The sequence below is a fragment of the Streptomyces sp. 3214.6 genome (assembly GCF_900129855.1).
GTDB lineage: Bacteria > Actinomycetota > Actinomycetes > Streptomycetales > Streptomycetaceae > Streptomyces > Streptomyces soliscabiei.
In genome coordinates this window covers 5,022,092-5,038,863 of record NZ_LT670819.1, presented here as the reverse complement: position 1 = coordinate 5,038,863, position 16,772 = coordinate 5,022,092, and the positions used below count along the sequence as shown (strand labels likewise).

Genomic DNA, 16,772 nt, shown 5'->3' with positions numbered 1-16,772 from the left:
CCCTCCGGGGATCAGGTCTGCGCCATGTCCACGAAGCGCGAGTAGTGGCCCTGGAAGGCCACGGTGATCGTGGCCGTGGGGCCGTTACGGTGCTTGCCCACGATGATGTCCGCCTCGCCCGCGCGCGGGGACTCCTTCTCGTACGCGTCCTCACGGTGCAGCAGGATCACCATGTCGGCGTCCTGCTCGATGGAGCCGGATTCACGCAGGTCGGACACCATCGGCTTCTTGTCCGTGCGCTGCTCGGGACCTCGGTTGAGCTGCGAGAGCGCGATCACCGGGACCTCCAGCTCCTTGGCCAGCAGCTTGAGGTTACGGGACATGTCCGAAACCTCCTGCTGACGACTCTCGGAGCGCTTGGAGCCACCGGCCTGCATCAGCTGCAGATAGTCGATGATCACGAGCTTGATGTCGTTGCGCTGCTTCAGCCGGCGGCACTTGGCGCGGATCTCCATCATCGACAGGTTCGGGGAGTCGTCGATGTAGAGCGGCGCGGAGGACACCTCGGGCATCCGGCGGGCCAGGCGGGTCCAATCCTCGTCCGTCATGGTGCCGGACCGCATGTGGTGCAGGGCGACGCGGGCCTCAGCGGAGAGCAGACGCATCGCGATCTCGTTGCGCCCCATTTCCAGGGAGAAGATGACACTCGGCAGGTTGTGCTTGATCGACGCCGCGCGGGCGAAGTCCAGCGCGAGCGTGGACTTGCCCATGGCGGGACGGGCCGCGATCACGATCATCTGGCCCGGGTGCAGACCGTTGGTGAGCGAGTCGAGGTCCGTGAAGCCGGTGGGCACTCCCGTCATCTCGCCGCTGCGTGAGCCGATCGCCTCGATCTCGTCGAGGGCGCCCTCCATGATGTCGCCGAGCGGGAGGTAGTCCTCGCTGGTGCGCTGCTCGGTGACCGCGTAGATCTCCGCTTGGGCGCGGTTGACGATCTCGTCGACGTCGTCGTCGGCCGCGTATCCCATCTGGGTGATACGCGTGCCGGCCTCGACCAGGCGGCGCAGCACCGCACGCTCGTGGACGATCTCCGCGTAGTACTCGGCGTTGGCGGCCGTCGGCACCGTTTGGACGAGGGTGTGCAGATAGGACGCGCCGCCGACCTTGTTGATCTCGCCGCGTTTGGTGAGCTCGGCGGCGATGGTGATCGGGTCGGCCGGCTCACCCTTGGCGTAGATGTCGAGGATCGCCTGGTAGATCGTCTCGTGCGCGGGCTTGTAGAAGTCGTGGCCCTTGAGCACCTCGACCACGTCGGCGATGGCGTCCTTGGACAGGAGCATGCCGCCGAGGACGGACTGCTCGGCGTCGAGGTCCTGCGGCGGTACCCGCTCGAAGGCGGTGCCCCCGCCTTCCCACTCACCGCTGTCCCGGCCGCGATCATGCTGTTCGTCCCGGCCGCGCCCGCCGTCACCGCGCCGGCGGGAAGAGGGCAGACGATCACTGGGACCGCTGTCGGCCCACGGGTCGTCCAAGGGCTCGGAAATGCTCAACCGAGCCACCTCCTCCCGTCCGCCGAGCGGACCTCGCCGTGTCTCTTTTCTACGGCACGGCACTGACAACTGAGAGGCCCAACTCCGGTTGCGGCGCGTCGGTTTTGTAAGGGTTTTCTCGACCGACGGACGGAGCGGGCGCCGGACCACGGTAGGCCCGCGGGCACCGTCAGCCAATCTGGTTATCCACAGGCCATGTGGACGACGGCCCCTATGCTGTGGAGAACTCCGCAAAACCTGTGCACGACCCGGTGGACAGTGCTGTGAACAAGCCCTCGTCTTTTCCTGCCAAGCACCCCTGACCTGCATGTTCCCCATCCACTGGCTGTGCAGAAGAAAAAGTTGCCCAGTCGGGCCAAGATCCCTTCGAACGGCGCGCCGGAGGACACGGAGTGCCAGACGAGGTAAGGGTCACTATGCGATTGCATCTCTTACCTGTGGACGATTAGATTGGTGGCCATGACACAGGCTCCCGCGCCCCCCAGGGCCACTCGGCGACAGCACGATCGAGAGATCGTCGCACTGGCCGTACCGGCCTTCGGCGCACTCGTCGCCGAGCCCCTCTTCGTCATGGCCGACAGCGCGATCGTGGGCCACCTGGGCACCGCCCAACTGGCCGGGCTGGGAGTCGCCTCCGCACTCCTCATGACAGCCGTCAGCGTCTTCGTCTTCCTCGCCTACGCCACCACCGCCGGCGTCGCGCGCCGGGTGGGCGCCGGCGACCTCCCGGCCGCCATCCGCCAGGGCATGGACGGCATCTGGCTGGCGCTGCTGCTCGGTGCCGCGGTGATCGCGGCTGTCCTGCCCACCGCCCCGGCACTCGTGGAGCTCTTCGGCGCCTCGGAGACGGCCGCCCCTTATGCGACCACCTATCTGCGCATCTCCGCACTCGGGATACCGGCCATGCTCGTCGTCCTGGCCGCGACCGGTGTCCTGCGCGGACTCCAGGACACGAGGACACCGCTCTACGTCGCCGTCGCCGGCTTCATCACCAATGCCGCCCTGAACGTCGGCCTCGTCTACGGTGCGGACCTCGGCATCGCCGGCTCCGCCTGGGGAACCGTCATCGCGCAGTGCGCCATGGCCGTTGTCTACCTCACGGTGGTGATCCGGGGAGCCCGCCGCCACGGCGCGTCCCTGCGCCCCGACGCCTCCGGTATCAGGGCATCCGCCCAGGCCGGGGTGCCTCTGCTGGTCCGCACGCTCTCGCTGCGGGCGATCCTGATGATCGCCACCGCAGTGGCAGCCCGACTCGGGGACGACGACATCGCGGCACACCAGATCGCCCTGGGCCTGTGGAGCCTGCTCGCCTTCGCCCTCGACGCCATCGCCATCGCCGGGCAGGCCATCATCGGGCGCTATCTCGGTGCCGATGACGCCCAGGGCGCCCGTGACGCCTGCAGCCGGATGGTCGAGTGGGGCATCGCCGTCGGTGTCGTGCTCGGTCTGTTGGTCGTGATCAGCCGACCTCTCCTCCTGCCGCTTTTCACCAGCGACCCGGCTGTGAAGGAGGCGGCGCTGCCCGCTCTGCTCGTGGTGGCACTCGCCCAGCCTGTCTGCGGCATCGTCTTCGTGCTGGACGGTGTGCTGATGGGCGCGGGAGACGGCCCCTATCTCGCCTGGGCCATGGTGCTGACCCTGGCCGTCTTCACACCGGTGGCCCTACTCGTGCCGGTTCTCGGCGGCGGCCTCACCGCGGTGTGGGGAGCGATGACATTGATGATGGCCGTACGGATGCTCACCCTCTGGCTACGCGCCCGGTCGGGCCGCTGGGTCGTCACCGGCGCGACCCGCTGACCGTTTCACGTGAAACTGACGTTTCACGTGAAACAGAAACAGAGCAAGCGGAAGGGGCCGCACCCAGCGGGTGCGGCCCCTTCTCAGCTCTTCAAGCCGAGCGCAGCGATCAGGCCGCGATGACCTCGATGTTGACCTTGGCGGCAACCTCGGGGTGCAGACGCACGGACGTCTCGTGGGCGCCCAGGGTCTTGATCGGCGAACCGAGCTCGATACGACGCTTGTCGACCTCGGGGCCACCGGAAGCCTTGATCGCCGAGGCGATGTCGGCCGGGGTGACGGAACCGAAGAGACGACCGGCGTCGCCGGAGCGGACGGCCAGGCGGACCTTGACGCCCTCGAGCTGGGCCTTGACAGCGTTGGCCTGCTCGATGGTCTGGATCTCGTGGATCTTGCGAGCGCGACGAATCTGCTCGACGTCCTTCTCGCCACCCTTGGTCCAACGGATCGCGAAGTTCCGCGGGATCAGGTAGTTGCGAGCGTAGCCGTCCTTGACGTCGACGACGTCGCCCGCGGCACCGAGGCCGGAGACCTCGTGGGTGAGGATGATCTTCATTTGTCGGTCACCCTTCCCTTATCGCGCCTGGGCGGTGTACGGCAGCAGCGCCATCTCACGGCTGTTCTTGACGGCCGTGGCGACGTCACGCTGGTGCTGCGTGCAGTTGCCGGTCACGCGGCGGGCACGGATCTTGCCGCGGTCGGAAATGAACTTCCGCAGCATGTTCGTGTCCTTGTAGTCCACGTACGTGACCTTGTCCTTGCAGAAAGCGCAGACCTTCTTCTTAGGCTTGCGCACAGGCGGCTTCGCCATGGTGTTTCTCCTGTGTGATCAAGAAGTTGGGATTCGACCCGCCTTCGACCCGATCGGGCCCGGACACCCGGGCCCGAGGGCCTAGAAGGGGGGTTCGTCCGAGTAGCCGCCGCCGCTGGAGCCGCCGGAGTTTCCACCCCAGCCGCCGCCACCGCCGCCGCCCTGCTGACCACCGGCGGGAGCGCCGGTCGCCCACGGGTCGTCGGCAGGAGCGCCGCCGCCCTGCTGGCCGCTGCCGGAGCTTCCGCCCCAGCCGCCGCCACCCTGGCCGCCACCGCCGCCGTAACCACCCTGGCCGCCCTGGCCACCGCGGCCGGAGGCCTTGGTGACCTTGGCCGTGGCACTGCGCAGGCTGGCGCCGACTTCCTCGACGTCCAGCTCGTAGACCGTGCGCTTGACGCCCTCACGGTCCTCGTAGGACCGCTGCTTCAGCCGGCCCTGCACGATGACGCGCATGCCTCGCTGGAGCGACTCCGCGACGTTCTCCGCCGCCTGACGCCAGACCGAGCAGGTCAGGAACAGGCTCTCGCCGTCCTTCCACTCGTTCGTCTGACGGTCGAAGGTGCGGGGAGTGGACGCGACACGGAACTTCGCGACCGCCGCACCGGAGGGGGTGAAGCGCAGCTCGGGGTCGTCGACAAGATTGCCGACGACCGTGATGACGGTCTCGCCTGCCATGGGGGTACCTCTCGGCGGGTTTGCTGCTGGCTGCTTGTGCTGCTACTCAGAATCCCGAGATCAGCTGAGCGTGCGAGCTCAGTGGGTCTCGGGACGGAGGACCTTGGTCCGGAGGACCGACTCGTTCAGGTTCATCTGGCGGTCGAGCTCCTTGACGACCGCAGGCTCGGCCTGCAGGTCGATGACCGAGTAGATGCCCTCAGGCTTCTTCTTGATCTCGTACGAGAGACGACGACGGCCCCAGGTGTCGACCTTCTCCACCTTTCCGTTGCCCTCACGGACGACGGAGAGGAAGTTCTCGATCAGCGGGGAGACAGCGCGCTCCTCGAGATCGGGGTCGAGGATGACCATCACCTCGTAGTGACGCATGTGGAACCCACCTCCTTTGGACTCAGCGGCCACGGTCGATCCGTGGCAGGAGGGTTGTGATGCGTACGCAACGGTATCGGCCGCCACTGACAGTCGGGGATCGGCAAGCGACATCCCCACCCTGAGCTGGGCGGACTCCCTGGCTCTGCCTGGGCAGACACCGGTGCAGACGGTACAGACTACCTGCACACGTGCTTCCGGTTGAAATCCGGCGTGGGTGGGCGTCAATCTGTACACGTCGGGTGTGTATGGCGCTACGATGCGCCGCCTTCCGCAGGAGGTGCCACATGGCACAGGCATTGCGACCCAATACCGCCGGATCTCTCTTCGCCACCGACGGCAAACCCCATCCGCTCCAGGACACCCTGCTCGCGGTGACGCTGGTGCTCGGTGTGACGGCCTTCATCACGTCGTTCTTCCACAGCCTGCATCTGCTCAGCTCCTGGGCCGGCCTGGTGGCGATCCTCACCGGTGCGTACGGACAGTGGATCTCCGAGACCACCCGTGAGCGCTTCGGTCTGATCCTGGGTCTCGGTGCCGCGGGCGTCGGCTTCTTCATCGGAATGGCCCACGGGGGTCTCTTCGGCGGGGTCTGGTGACCCGGCCGGTTCCGGCATCGGGGACACCGTCCGCACCGAGAGACACGTAGAACACCTACGAACCCTGACGGAACGCCCCGGCCGCGCACGGGCCGGGGCGAAGGTGCCGTACGCCCAGTCGGGGCGCTCGCAAGGCGCAGTAGGCTTCGGCGCGAGAGCCGGAGCCCCTGTACCCATGGGGACACACCAGCCCGAGGAGCGCCCCGAATGAGCCTGACCCTGAGGACGATCAGCCGCGAGCAGCATCTGGCATACATCCAGAGCCTGCCCTCGGCGAGCCACATGCAGGTTCCGGCCTGGGCAGATGTCAAGGCCGAGTGGCGGTCGGAGAGCCTCGGCTGGTTCGACGAGCGGACCGGTGAACTGGTCGGCGTGGGTCTCGTCCTCTACCGTCAGCTGCCCAAGATCAAGCGCTATCTGGCCTATCTGCCCGAGGGTCCGGTCATCAACTGGTATGCGCCGAATCTGACCGAGTGGCTGGAACCGATGCTCGCGCACCTCAAGCAGCAGGGTGCCTTCTCAGTGAAGATGGGCCCGCCGGTGATCATCCGGCGCTGGGAGGCGACCTCCATCAAGGCGGGCATCCAGAACCCGGACGTGAAGCGGCTGCGTGACATCGAGGCCGATTTCATCGAGCCGCGCGCCTTCGAGGTGGCGGACAAGCTGCGCCGTATGGGTTGGCAGCAGGGCGAGGACGGCGGCGCCGGCTTCGGCGACGTCCAGCCGCGTTACGTCTACCAGGTGCCGCTGGCGAACCGCTCGCTCGAAGAGGTCCACAAGAACTTCAACCAGTTGTGGCGCCGCAACATCAAGAAGGCCGAGAAGGCCGGTGTCGAGGTCGTCCAGGGCGGCTACCACGACCTTGAGGAGTGGCAGCGGCTGTACGAGATCACGGCCGTGCGTGACCACTTCCGGCCACGCCCGCTGTCGTACTTCCAGCGCATGTGGTCGGCCCTCAACACCGAGGACCCCAACCGCATGCGGCTGTACTTCGCCCGCCACAACGGCGTGAACCTTTCGGCGGCGACGATGCTGATCGTCGGCGGACACGTCTGGTACTCCTATGGCGCCTCGGACAACATCGGCCGTGAGTTCCGCCCGTCGAACGCCATGCAGTGGCGGATGCTGCGCGACGCCTACGCGCTCGGCGCCACCGTTTACGACCTGCGCGGCATCTCCGACTCTCTGGACGAGACCGACCACCTGTTCGGCCTGATCCAGTTCAAGGTCGGCACGGGCGGACAGGCCGCGGAGTACCTCGGCGAGTGGGACTTCCCGCTCAACAAGCTGCTCCACAAGGCGCTCGACATCTACATGTCGCGCCGCTGACGTCGTGTTTCAGTGCTTCCATAACTCTGAACCCCTGACGCACTTCCCCACACCGCAGCCACGAGAAAGGTCCCAGGTCCGGCCATGGCGCTCACGCTCTACGTCGACACCGCGCGCTGGCGGGCGCACCACAAGCACGTGCAGGAGCAGTTCCCGGCACTCGTCCCGGTCTGCAAGGGCAACGGCTACGGCTTCGGGCACGAGCGGCTGGCGGAGGAGGCCACCCGGCTGGGCTCGGACATCCTCGCCGTCGGCACGACCTACGAGGCCGCGCGCATCAAGGACTTCTTCGGCGGCGATCTGCTGGTGCTGACGCCCTACCGGCGCGGCGAGGAGCCCGTCCCGCTGCCGGACCGCGTGGTGCGCTCGGTGTCGTCGGTGGACGGCGTGTACGGCCTCGTGGGGGCCCGCGTGGTCATCGAGGTGATGTCGTCCATGAAACGGCACGGCATCAGCGAGCAGGACCTGGCACAGCTGCACTCCGCGATCGAGAATGTCCGGCTGGAGGGCTTCGCCATCCACCTGCCGCTGGACCGTACCGACGGCTCCGACGCCGTCGAGGAGGTCATCGGCTGGATGGACCGCCTTCGCGCGGCCCGGCTGCCGCTGCACACGATGTTCGTCAGCCACCTCAAGGCGGACGAACTCGCCCGGTTGCAGCAGCAGTTCCCGCAGACCCGCTTCCGCGCCCGGATCGGCACGCGGCTGTGGCTGGGGGACCACGACGCCACCGAGTACCGCGGGGCCGTCCTGGACGTCACGCGCGTTGCCAAGGGCGACCGCTTCGGCTACCGGCAGCAGAAGGCGGCCTCGGACGGTTTCCTGGTGGTCGTGGCGGGCGGAACGTCGCACGGGGTGGGTCTGGAGGCCCCGAAGGCTTTGCACGGCGTCATGCCGCGCGCCAAGGGTGTCGCCCGCGCCGGCCTTGCCACGGTGAACCGGAACCTCTCGCCGTTCGTCTGGGGCGGCAAACAGCGCTGGTTCGCCGAGCCACCGCACATGCAGGTGTCGATCCTGTTCGTACCCTCGGACGCCCCGGAACCGCACGTCGGCGACGAGCTGGTGGCCCATCTGCGGCACACCACCACGCAGTTCGACCGGCTGGTGGACCGCTGACCGTCGGGGGCCGCTGAACGGACGCAGCAAGAGGAAGGGCCGTGCACGGAGACTCCGTGCACGGCCCTTCCTTGTGTCGCATGGCTCCCCGCAGCCCGGTGTTCGCTCAGGGCGAATCCTCGGTGGCGTCCTGCCTGCCCCATTCCACCTGCGGTCCGTCGAAGTGGGAGGCATGCCGCGGGGGGTGGGCCGCAGCGCCGAGGACGAAGACGTCCTCCGCCCCGTCGAGCACGCCGCCCGAGGGATCGTCGTCTCCGGCCTGTCGCACCACGTCCCGCTCCGGCATCAGGATGTCGCGCACGACCACCCCGCACAGGTAGAGCGTCCCCAGCAGGTGCACGCCGATGGCCCAGTGGTAGCCGTCGGTCGGCAGGCCCTTGTGGGCGTCTCCGCTCATCGTGTACGCGAGGTACATCCAGATGCCCAGGAAGTAGGCGACCTCGCAGGCCTGCCAGATCAGGAAGTCCCGCCACTTCGGCCGGGCCAGCACCGCCAGCGGCACCAACCACAGGACGTACTGCGGTGAGTAGACCTTGTTGGTGAGGATGAAGGCCGCCACGATCAGGAACGCCAGCTGGGCGAAGCGGGGTCGACGGGGCGCGGTCAGGGTCAGCACCGCGATACCGACGGCGCAGAGCGCGACGAGCAACGTGGCGAGGGTGTTGACGCTGTCCGTGGTGAGGGGATCGCTGGAGTTCTGGGCCAGGATCAGCCAGAAGGACCCGAAGTCGACGCCCCGCTCCTGACTGAACCGGTAGAACTTCGACCACCCTTCGAAGGCGAAGAGCATCACCGGCAGGTTCACCACCAGCCAGGCGACGGCCGCACCGCCGAAGGCCTTGCCGAAGTCCCGCCATTTCCCCGCGCGCCAGCACAGTACGAACAGGGGGCCGAGCAGGAAGACGGGATAGAGCTTGGCGGCCGTGGCGAGCCCCAGCAAGACGCCGAAGGCCAGGGACCGGCCCCGCGACCACATGAGCATCGCGGCGGCCGTAAGAGCGACCGCCAGCAGATCCCAGTTGATGGTCGCGGTCAGCGCGAAAGCGGGTGCCAGGGCGACGAGCAGGCCGTCCCAGGGACGCCGCGCCTGCGTCCGGGCCACGCAGACGGCGATGACGGCCGCGCACGCCATCAACATCCCGGCGTTGACCATCCAGTACCACTGTTCCTGGTGTTGGATGCTGCCGCTGCCGGGCGTGAGCCAGGCGGCCACCTCCATGAACACACCGGTCAGCACCGGGTACTCGAGGTAGTCCATGTCGCCGGGGAGCTTGTCGAAGTACGGCACGAGCCCGTCGGCGAAGCCACGTCCCTGGTAGAGGTGAGGGATGTCCGAGTAACAGGCGTGGGTGTACTGGGAGGTGGCACCGAAGAACCAGCCTCCGTCGTAGCACGGCGCCTTCTGGATCAGTCCTAGGGCGAACATCCCGATCGCCACGAGCGCGACGATCCGCACGGGAGTCCACCAGGACGTCCCCAGCAGGGCCCGGCGGCCGAGCGGACCGCCGATCAGCTCACTGCCGGCCGCGGCCACCGGGTCGTCACTGGTCGGCCTCACCGGATCCGGCTCGTGCACGGGCGTCGGCGTCGATTCTGCACTGGGCATGGGCGACATCCTGCCGTACCGACCTAGGAAAACACCGAGGGCCGCCCCACCTGGTCCGGTGGAGCGGCCCTCGTTTCACGTGAAACATGCACATGTTTCACGTGAAACACCCAAGCTGGGCACAGCGCGGCTAGCCGTTTGAACCTCCGAAGATGCCGCCGTTGCCGTTGCCTCTACTGTTGCCGTTCGTCTCCGTGATCGTCGGCGTCGGGGTGACGTCCCCCGTTCCGCCGTTATCGTTTCCGTTGGTCGTTCCACCGTTGTTGCCGTCGCAGAAGAAGCCGGCGCACGTCTCGGTCGCCGAGGGCGACGGCTTGACCTCCGTCGCACTGGGAGACGGGGAAGGCGACGGCTTCTCCTCCTCGGTCTCGGTGGCCGAAGGAGTCGGAGTGGGGGACGGCTCCGCGTTGACGACCTCGCCGATCGGCTCGGGCTCGGGGAAGTCCTTCGGCTCCGTGCCCTTCAGCGCCTCGGCCATGTAGTCGTGCCAGATCTGCGCCGGGAACGACGCACCGTGGATCTTCTTCTGGCCACCCGTGCCGAACATCTCCAAGAACGTACGGTTCTTGTTCGACTCGTCGTCGTCATAGCGGAACATGGTCACCGCGGTCGACAGCTGCGGGGTGTAGCCCACGAACCAGGCCGACTTGTTGCCGTCGGTGGTACCGGTCTTGCCCGCGACCTGACGGCCGGGCAGCTGGGCGTTGGTACCGGTGCCGTCCTCGACCACGGTCTTCAGGACGTCGGTGACGTTGTCGGCGACCTTCGAGGTGAAGGCCTGCTTCGTCTGGTTCTCGTGCGTGAAGATCTGGCCCTTCTCGCTCGTGACCTTCTCCACCGAGTACGGATCACGCTGCTTACCGCTGGAGGCGAAGGTGGCGTACGCCCCTGCCATCCGGATCGCGCTCGGGTCGGAGATGCCGATCGAGAACGACGGGAAGCCGCTGTTGGTGAGGCTGGAGTCCTTCAGGCCCGCGCTGATGGCGGCTTCCTTCACCTTGTCCAGACCGACATCCATGCCGAGCTGCACGAAGGCGGAGTTCACCGACTCGCGCATCGCCTCCCGCAGGTCGATCTTGTAGTCGGGCGGATTGCCGACGGAGACGTTGCCGTCATTGGTCTGCAGCCACTCCTCGCCCTTCTCGTTCTTCCAGACCGTGCGGTCATAGTTCTCGATCTTGAGCTTGTTCTTCCCGCTGAACAGGCTCTTGGGCGAGACGATGGTGCGTTCGTCCTGCGCCTGCGAGGACCCCAGGTCCGGGTCGCGCACGCCCCAGGTCATCGCGGCCGCCAGCACGAACGGCTTGAACGTCGAACCGACCTGGGCACCGGTCTGGTCGGCGTTGTCGGTGAAGTGCTTGGTGGCGTCCTCGCCGCCGTAGATGGCCCGGATGGCACCGGTGTCCGGTTCGACGGACGCCCCGCCGAACTGGACGTGTGTGTCCTCCGGCCGTTTCTCCGGCTTGATGTTGGCCTTCTGGACCTTGGTGACCGACTCCTCGAGCTCCTTGACCTTGTTCTTGTCGAAGGTCGTGTAGATCGAGTAGCCACCCTGCTGCAGGAGGTCCTGGGTGATCCCGGTCTCCTTGCTGTGGGTGACCAGGTAGCCGTTGGCGAGGTCGACGAGGTAGCCGATCTGCCCCTTGAGGTCGGTGTTGGACCGGGGGTTCTGCCACTTGGGCAGCGTCGTGTACTGGGCCCGCTTCGAGGCGTTGAGGTGGCCGTACTCGACCATCTTGTTCAGGGTGTCCTGCATCTGGCGCAGCGCCCGCTTGCTGTTGGCCGCGGGCGTGGCGCCGGTCGGGTCGACGGAGGTCGCGCCGGCGGGGTCGTAGTACGTGGCGCCCTTCAGCATGGCGGCCAGGAAGGCGCACTCGCCCGGGTTGAGCTTGATCGCGTCCTTGTTGAAGTAGGCGCGGGCGGCGGCCTGGATTCCGTAGGCGTTGCGCCCGTAGTACGCGGAGTTCAGATAGCCGGCCATGATCTCGTCCTTGTCGACCTCCGCGCCCACCTTGATGGACACGAAGATCTCCTTGAACTTCCGGGAGATCGTCTGCGACTGGTCGTTCAACATGGCGTTCTTGACGTACTGCTGGGTGATCGTCGACCCACCCTGCGTCTGTCCGCCCCGGGCCATGTTGAACACGGCGCGGGCGATGCCCTTGGGGTCGATGCCGCTGTCGTCGTAGAAGGTCTTGTTCTCCTGCGAGATCACCGCCCAGCGCATCTCCTCCGGGATCTGCGAGAGGCCGATGTTCTGACGGTTCGTCTCACCACCGGTGGCAACCATCTGGCTGCCGTCCTTCCAGTAGTAGACGTTGTTCTGCGCAGTCGCCGTCTTGGCGATGTCCGGGATGCCCACCATGGCGTATCCGATGCCCGCCACCGCCACCAGGCTGCCGACGAAGCCGACGAACAGGCCCGTGACAAGCTTCCAGGACGGCATCCAGCGCTGCCAGCCGTACTTGTCGGCGCGCGGGTAGTCGATCAGGCGTTTACGGTCGGAGGCCGTGCGCCCTCTACCCCGTCCGGGGCCGGTCGGGGCGCCACGGCGGCCCCCTGCGGGTTCGGCCGCTCTGCGCCGCCCGCCCGAGTTTCTCTCGGACGCGCGCCGGGCTTCGGTGCGGCTGCCGTTCGGCAGTTCCTCGCCTGCGACCCCGGCACCCAACCCGTAGTCGGAAGGAGATCCGGTGGCGCCTCGCGGTGCCGCGCGGCGGCCGGAGGACGGACCGGACTGGCCGCGTCGGGCCGCGGCACGTCCGCCTCCCTGCGGCTGCGGCGGTTTGCGACGGTGCTCGCTCATCGAACGATTACTCCTCGGGCAGGCGCATCCGTGCGCGCCTGGAAAGGGCGGCTGGTTTCCTGTCCCCCCGATGTACGGATGCGGTCGGTCGCGCATTCACCCGTACTGCACCGAGGACCTCGACGCCCCCCGGCGTCTCATGGGTCCCGGTGGTGTGCATGGCGCACAGACTACGCACCGTCAAAACCTGCCTAGGCCCGAAGTTCACCCCAAATCGGGCAAGTCACCTGCAACGAATCAGTGATGTGATCCCGTTCACCATCCCCCCTCTTGTCGCATCCGGAAGGCCGTTCTATCGTCGTGATGTATCGAGTCGATACATCGGAGCGACATAAGGACGAGAGGAGCGAACATGAGCCGGCGTGCCGGGATCCTCGAGTTCGCCGTCCTGGGCCTTCTTCGCGAGTCCCCGATGCACGGCTATGAGCTGCGTAAACGACTCAATACGTCACTGGGCGTGTTCCGTGCGTTCAGCTACGGCACGCTCTATCCCTGCCTCAAGACGCTGGTCGCCAACGGCTGGTTGATCGAAGAGCCGGGAAACACCTCTGAGGACGCCCTCGCCGCTCCACTCGCAGGGCGTCGCGCCAAGATCGTCTACAGATTGACGGCGGAGGGTAAGGAGCACTTCGAGGACCTGCTCTCGCAGACGGGCCCCGACGCGTACGAGGACGAACACTTCGCCGCCCGTTTCGCCTTCTTCGGGCAGACGTCGCGCGATGTTCGCATGCGCGTACTGGAAGGCCGGCGCAGCCGGCTGGAGGAGCGCCTGGAGAAGATGCGCGCCTCCCTGGCACGCACGCGAGAGCGCCTCGACGACTACACGCTCGAGCTCCAGCGCCACGGGATGGAGTCCGTGGAGCGCGAAGTGCGCTGGCTGAACGAGCTCATCGAGAGCGAGCGGGCCGGACGGGACCTGAAGGGTTCCGCCTCCGGGGAGTCCGCTCAGCAGAACACCACATCTGGATCGTCGGGCGGCCTGCCCCGTCCCGGGGACACCCCCGAGGCGGATACGCCCGACGAAACCGCCACGTGAGCGCCCACTCAGGGCCTCACTCGTACACACAGGGAGCAACCGGAATGGGTTCGGTTCGCGTAGCCATCGTCGGCGTGGGCAACTGCGCGGCGTCGCTGGTGCAGGGCGTCGAGTACTACAAGGACGCCGATCCGGCGTCCAAGGTCCCGGGCCTGATGCACGTGCAGTTCGGGGACTACCACGTCGGTGACGTCGAGTTCGTCGCCGCCTTCGACGTCGACGCGAAGAAGGTCGGCCTCGACCTCTCGGACGCCATCGGTGCCAGCGAGAACAACACCATCAAGATCTGCGACGTCCCGAACAAGGGCGTCACGGTCCAGCGCGGTCACACCCTCGACGGTCTCGGCAAGTACTACCGCGAGACCATCGAGGAGTCCGCGGAGACCCCGGTCGACGTGGTGAAGGTCCTCAAGGACAAGCAGGTCGACGTCCTCGTCTGCTACCTGCCCGTCGGCTCGGAGGACGCGGCGAAGTTCTACGCCCAGGCCGCCATCGACGCCAAGGTCGCGTTCGTCAACGCCCTTCCGGTCTTCATCGCCGGCACCAAGGAGTGGGCGGACAAGTTCACCGAGGCGGGCGTCCCGATCGTCGGCGACGACATCAAGTCGCAGGTCGGCGCCACCATCACGCACCGTGTGATGGCGAAGCTGTTCGAGGACCGCGGTGTCCGTCTCGAGCGCACCATGCAGCTCAACGTCGGCGGCAACATGGACTTCAAGAACATGCTGGAGCGCGACCGCCTCGAGTCCAAGAAGATCTCGAAGACGCAGGCCGTCACCTCGCAGATCCCCGACCGCGACATGGGCGCGAAGAACGTCCACATCGGCCCGTCGGACTACGTGGCCTGGCTGGACGACCGCAAGTGGGCGTACGTCCGCCTCGAGGGCCGCGCCTTCGGCGATGTCCCGCTGAACCTGGAGTACAAGCTCGAGGTCTGGGACTCCCCGAACTCGGCCGGCGTCATCATCGACGCCCTGCGCGCCGCGAAGATCGCCAAGGACCGCGGCATCGGCGGCCCGATCCTGTCGGCTTCGAGCTACTTCATGAAGTCCCCGCCGGTCCAGTACTTCGACGACGAGGCCTACGACAACGTCGAGAAGTTCATCCGCGGCGAGGTCGAGCGCTAGCTCGACCCGGACCGGAAAATTCGCTCCTGCCAGGGCTGAGAAGGGGCCCCGGGTCGCACGACCCGGGGCCCCTCCCCGTGTGTGAGGCTGTGCCCCATGGCCGTCGTCCGTGATCTGCGCGTCCTGCTGCGCCTGGGAAACTTCCGGCGTCTGCTCGCCGTGCGATTGCTGTCCCAGTGCGCGGACGGCGTCTATCAGGTCGCGCTCGCCACCTACGTCGTCTTCTCCCCGGAGAAACAGACCTCGGCCACCGCGATCGCCTCCGCCATGGCGGTCCTGCTCCTGCCGTACTCGCTGGTCGGCCCCTTCGCCGGTGTCCTGCTGGACCGCTGGCGCCGCCGACAGGTCTTCCTCTACGGCAACCTGCTACGCGCCCTGCTGGCGTCCGCTACGGCCGTCCTGATGATCACCCACGTGCCGGACTGGCTCTTCTACGCCTCCGCGCTGTGCGTCACGGCGGTCAACCGCTTCGTCCTCGCCGGTCTGTCGGCGGCTCTGCCGCGCGTGGTCGACGGCGAGCGCCTGGTGCTGGCCAACTCCCTCTCCCCGACGGCCGGCACGCTTGCCGCGATCGCGGGCGGCGGCCTCGCCTTCGTCGTCCGACTGGTCATCGCGGACTCCGACGCCGCGGTGGTGCTGCTGGGATGCGTGCTGTACCTGTGCTCTGCGCTGGCGTCCCTGACCATGACCGCGGATCTGCTCGGGCCCGACCGTGACCTGGTCCAGCCCCGGCTGGCGACCGCGCTCAGGGGCACCGCCCGCGGCCTTTCGGCCGGCGTACGCCACCTGACCGAGCCGAAGCGCAGGGAGGCGGCCTGGGCACTCGGCTCGATCACCCTGATGCGGTTCTGCTACGGCGCCCTGACCGTCATGGTGCTGATGCTGTGCCGGTACGCGTGGTCGTCCGACCCGGACAAGGGGCTGGCCCTCCTGGGGCTGGCAGTGGGCATCTCCGGTGTCGGCTTCTTCGTCGCCGCGGTGGTGACCCCGCCGGCGGCGGGACGACTGGGCCCACAGCGCTGGATCGTCGTCTGCTCGGCGGCCGCCGCGGTCCTGGAGCTCGCCCTGATGCTGCCGTTCACCCAAGTCACCACGTTCATCGCGGCGTTCGTGCTGGGGCTGGTCACTCAGGGAGCGAAGATCGCCACCGACACCATCGTCCAGTCCTCCGTTCAGGACGGCTTCCGCGGCCGAATCTTCTCTCTCTACGACGTCCTGTTCAACGTCGCCTTCGTCGGGGCCGCCGGGGTCGCCGCCCTGATGCTGCCGCCTGATGGCCGTTCAGCAGCGCTGGTAATCACGGTCGCCGTTATCTACGGAGCAATTGCTGGCGCTATGGCCCGCTTTGAACGCCAGTAAGTGTCACATCAATGACACAGACTCCCCCTCGGTTACAAGGTTGTCAGTGGGTCCCGGTAACTTACGTGCGTCTTACCTCGCATGCTGATTTCGCGCCACACGTCCACGTTTTCTAGGGGGACCCCCAAGTGTCGACTCCGCCGCCCCAGGGCCAGAACCCGTTCGCGCAGCAGGGCCAGCAGCCCTACGGCCAGCCCCAGGGCCAGGCCCCGTACCCGCCGCAGGGCGGTTACCCCCAGCAGCCCGGCCAGCCCGGCTACCCCACCGCCCCCTACGGCGCGGTTCCGCCGGAGCAGCCCCGCCGCAAGGTCAGCTTCAAGCTGATCAAGAACGTCGTCATCGTTCTCGCTGTCGCCGGTGTGGCCATCGGCGGCTACATATCCAGCCAGGACGACGCCAACACGGCAGCGGTCGGCGACTGCATGCACCGGGGCAGCAGCAACGACGACAACCCCGACCTCGAGGTCGTCAAGTGCGACTCCTCGCAGGCGCAGTACATCGTGCTGGCGAAGGTCGAGGGCACCTACACCGAGGTCACGGCCGACAGCAAGTGCCAGGAGAAGGCCAAGGACTTCCAGTACTCGTACACCGAGAGCGGTGACGGCAGTAACTTCCTGCTCTGCCTGAAGGACTACGCGAAGAAGTAAGGCAG

15 protein-coding genes are annotated in these 16,772 nt (G+C 67.2%); 8 read left to right on the top strand and 7 right to left on the bottom strand.

Features of this window, described 5'->3' with window-relative positions:
• Window positions 1-11: 11 nt before the first annotated feature.
• Entirely contained in the window at window positions 12-1,490 is a 1,479-nt protein-coding gene (gene dnaB / locus B5557_RS22655; RefSeq protein ID WP_079661194.1) for a replicative DNA helicase, read from the bottom strand.
• A 444-nt stretch (window positions 1,491-1,934) separates the two neighbouring features.
• On the opposite strand from dnaB, the gene B5557_RS22650 reads away from it, so the two are divergent.
• A complete protein-coding gene (locus B5557_RS22650) occupies window positions 1,935-3,287 on the top strand; it encodes an MATE family efflux transporter (RefSeq protein ID WP_331716843.1) in 1,353 nt (450 codons plus the stop codon).
• Window positions 3,288-3,396: 109 nt separating this feature from the next.
• On the opposite strand, the gene rplI is transcribed toward B5557_RS22650, so the two are convergent.
• The 4 genes from rplI to rpsF all read right to left on the bottom strand — a co-directional run bounded on the left by rplI (window position 3,397) and on the right by rpsF (window position 5,145).
• A complete protein-coding gene (rplI, locus tag B5557_RS22645; protein ID WP_079661193.1) occupies window positions 3,397-3,843 on the bottom strand; it encodes a 50S ribosomal protein L9 in 447 nt (148 codons plus the stop codon).
• An 18-nt stretch (window positions 3,844-3,861) separates the two neighbouring features.
• Window positions 3,862-4,098 (bottom strand): 30S ribosomal protein S18, encoded by a 237-nt coding sequence (gene rpsR, locus B5557_RS22640; RefSeq protein WP_020130672.1) that lies wholly within the window; start codon window positions 4,096-4,098, stop codon window positions 3,862-3,864.
• A gap of 81 nt (window positions 4,099-4,179) precedes the next feature.
• Window positions 4,180-4,776: a single-stranded DNA-binding protein gene (locus B5557_RS22635; protein ID WP_079661192.1), complete on the bottom strand. Its 597-nt coding sequence runs from the start codon at window positions 4,774-4,776 to the stop codon at window positions 4,180-4,182.
• 78 nt (window positions 4,777-4,854) lie between these two features.
• Complete coding sequence (rpsF, locus tag B5557_RS22630; RefSeq protein ID WP_006604399.1) at window positions 4,855-5,145, bottom strand: 30S ribosomal protein S6; 291 nt, start codon at window positions 5,143-5,145, stop codon at window positions 4,855-4,857.
• A 287-nt stretch (window positions 5,146-5,432) separates the two neighbouring features.
• Between rpsF and B5557_RS22625 the strand changes: the two genes are divergently transcribed.
• The 3 genes from B5557_RS22625 to B5557_RS22615 all read left to right on the top strand — a co-directional run bounded on the left by B5557_RS22625 (window position 5,433) and on the right by B5557_RS22615 (window position 8,189).
• Window positions 5,433-5,744 carry a hypothetical protein gene (locus B5557_RS22625; protein WP_079661191.1) on the top strand — a complete coding sequence of 104 codons (312 nt, stop codon included), beginning with the start codon at window positions 5,433-5,435 and terminating at the stop codon, window positions 5,742-5,744.
• 207 nt (window positions 5,745-5,951) lie between these two features.
• Window positions 5,952-7,073, top strand: coding sequence for a peptidoglycan bridge formation glycyltransferase FemX (femX, locus tag B5557_RS22620; protein ID WP_079661190.1), 1,122 nt, complete (start codon window positions 5,952-5,954; stop codon window positions 7,071-7,073).
• A gap of 84 nt (window positions 7,074-7,157) precedes the next feature.
• Window positions 7,158-8,189 carry an alanine racemase gene (locus B5557_RS22615; protein ID WP_079661189.1) on the top strand — a complete coding sequence of 344 codons (1,032 nt, stop codon included), beginning with the start codon at window positions 7,158-7,160 and terminating at the stop codon, window positions 8,187-8,189.
• Between the two features lie 106 nt (window positions 8,190-8,295).
• Here B5557_RS22615 and B5557_RS22610 read toward each other — a convergent pair whose 3' ends face one another.
• Together B5557_RS22610 and B5557_RS22605 are read right to left on the bottom strand one after the other, a co-directional pair.
• A complete protein-coding gene (locus tag B5557_RS22610; RefSeq protein WP_079661188.1) occupies window positions 8,296-9,795 on the bottom strand; it encodes a glycosyltransferase family 87 protein in 1,500 nt (499 codons plus the stop codon).
• Between the two features lie 130 nt (window positions 9,796-9,925).
• Window positions 9,926-12,598, bottom strand: coding sequence for a transglycosylase domain-containing protein (locus B5557_RS22605; RefSeq protein WP_079661187.1), 2,673 nt, complete (start codon window positions 12,596-12,598; stop codon window positions 9,926-9,928).
• 352 nt (window positions 12,599-12,950) lie between these two features.
• Between B5557_RS22605 and B5557_RS22600 the strand changes: the two genes are divergently transcribed.
• The 4 genes from B5557_RS22600 to B5557_RS22585 all read left to right on the top strand — a co-directional run bounded on the left by B5557_RS22600 (window position 12,951) and on the right by B5557_RS22585 (window position 16,767).
• A complete protein-coding gene (locus B5557_RS22600; RefSeq protein WP_079661186.1) occupies window positions 12,951-13,634 on the top strand; it encodes a PadR family transcriptional regulator in 684 nt (227 codons plus the stop codon).
• 44 nt (window positions 13,635-13,678) lie between these two features.
• The gene (locus B5557_RS22595) at window positions 13,679-14,761 is read left to right on the top strand and encodes an inositol-3-phosphate synthase (RefSeq protein WP_079661185.1); all 1,083 of its coding nucleotides are present in this window, start codon (window positions 13,679-13,681) and stop codon (window positions 14,759-14,761) included.
• 96 nt (window positions 14,762-14,857) lie between these two features.
• Window positions 14,858-16,120, top strand: coding sequence for an MFS transporter (locus B5557_RS22590; RefSeq protein WP_079661184.1), 1,263 nt, complete (start codon window positions 14,858-14,860; stop codon window positions 16,118-16,120).
• 128 nt (window positions 16,121-16,248) lie between these two features.
• Complete coding sequence (locus tag B5557_RS22585) at window positions 16,249-16,767, top strand: LppU/SCO3897 family protein (protein ID WP_079661183.1); 519 nt, start codon at window positions 16,249-16,251, stop codon at window positions 16,765-16,767.
• Window positions 16,768-16,772: the final 5 nt, after the last annotated feature.

Bases quoted from the DNA above. Each gene is read 5' to 3' on its own strand.
- B5557_RS22635 (WP_079661192.1), bottom strand. From the start codon at position 4,776: ATGGCAGGCGAGACCGTCATCACGGTCGTCGGCAATCTTGTCGACGAC.
- B5557_RS22590 (WP_079661184.1), top strand. From the start codon at position 14,858: ATGGCCGTCGTCCGTGATCTGCGCGTCCTGCTGCGCCTGGGAAACTTC.
- B5557_RS22615 (WP_079661189.1), top strand. From the start codon at position 7,158: ATGGCGCTCACGCTCTACGTCGACACCGCGCGCTGGCGGGCGCACCAC.
- B5557_RS22605 (WP_079661187.1), bottom strand. From the start codon at position 12,598: ATGAGCGAGCACCGTCGCAAACCGCCGCAGCCGCAGGGAGGCGGACGT.
- B5557_RS22595 (WP_079661185.1), top strand. From the start codon at position 13,679: ATGGGTTCGGTTCGCGTAGCCATCGTCGGCGTGGGCAACTGCGCGGCG.
- B5557_RS22600 (WP_079661186.1), top strand. From the start codon at position 12,951: ATGAGCCGGCGTGCCGGGATCCTCGAGTTCGCCGTCCTGGGCCTTCTT.
- B5557_RS22625 (WP_079661191.1), top strand. From the start codon at position 5,433: ATGGCACAGGCATTGCGACCCAATACCGCCGGATCTCTCTTCGCCACC.
- rpsR (WP_020130672.1), bottom strand. From the start codon at position 4,098: ATGGCGAAGCCGCCTGTGCGCAAGCCTAAGAAGAAGGTCTGCGCTTTC.
- rplI (WP_079661193.1), bottom strand. From the start codon at position 3,843: ATGAAGATCATCCTCACCCACGAGGTCTCCGGCCTCGGTGCCGCGGGC.
- femX (WP_079661190.1), top strand. From the start codon at position 5,952: ATGAGCCTGACCCTGAGGACGATCAGCCGCGAGCAGCATCTGGCATAC.
- rpsF (WP_006604399.1), bottom strand. From the start codon at position 5,145: ATGCGTCACTACGAGGTGATGGTCATCCTCGACCCCGATCTCGAGGAG.
- B5557_RS22610 (WP_079661188.1), bottom strand. From the start codon at position 9,795: ATGCCCAGTGCAGAATCGACGCCGACGCCCGTGCACGAGCCGGATCCG.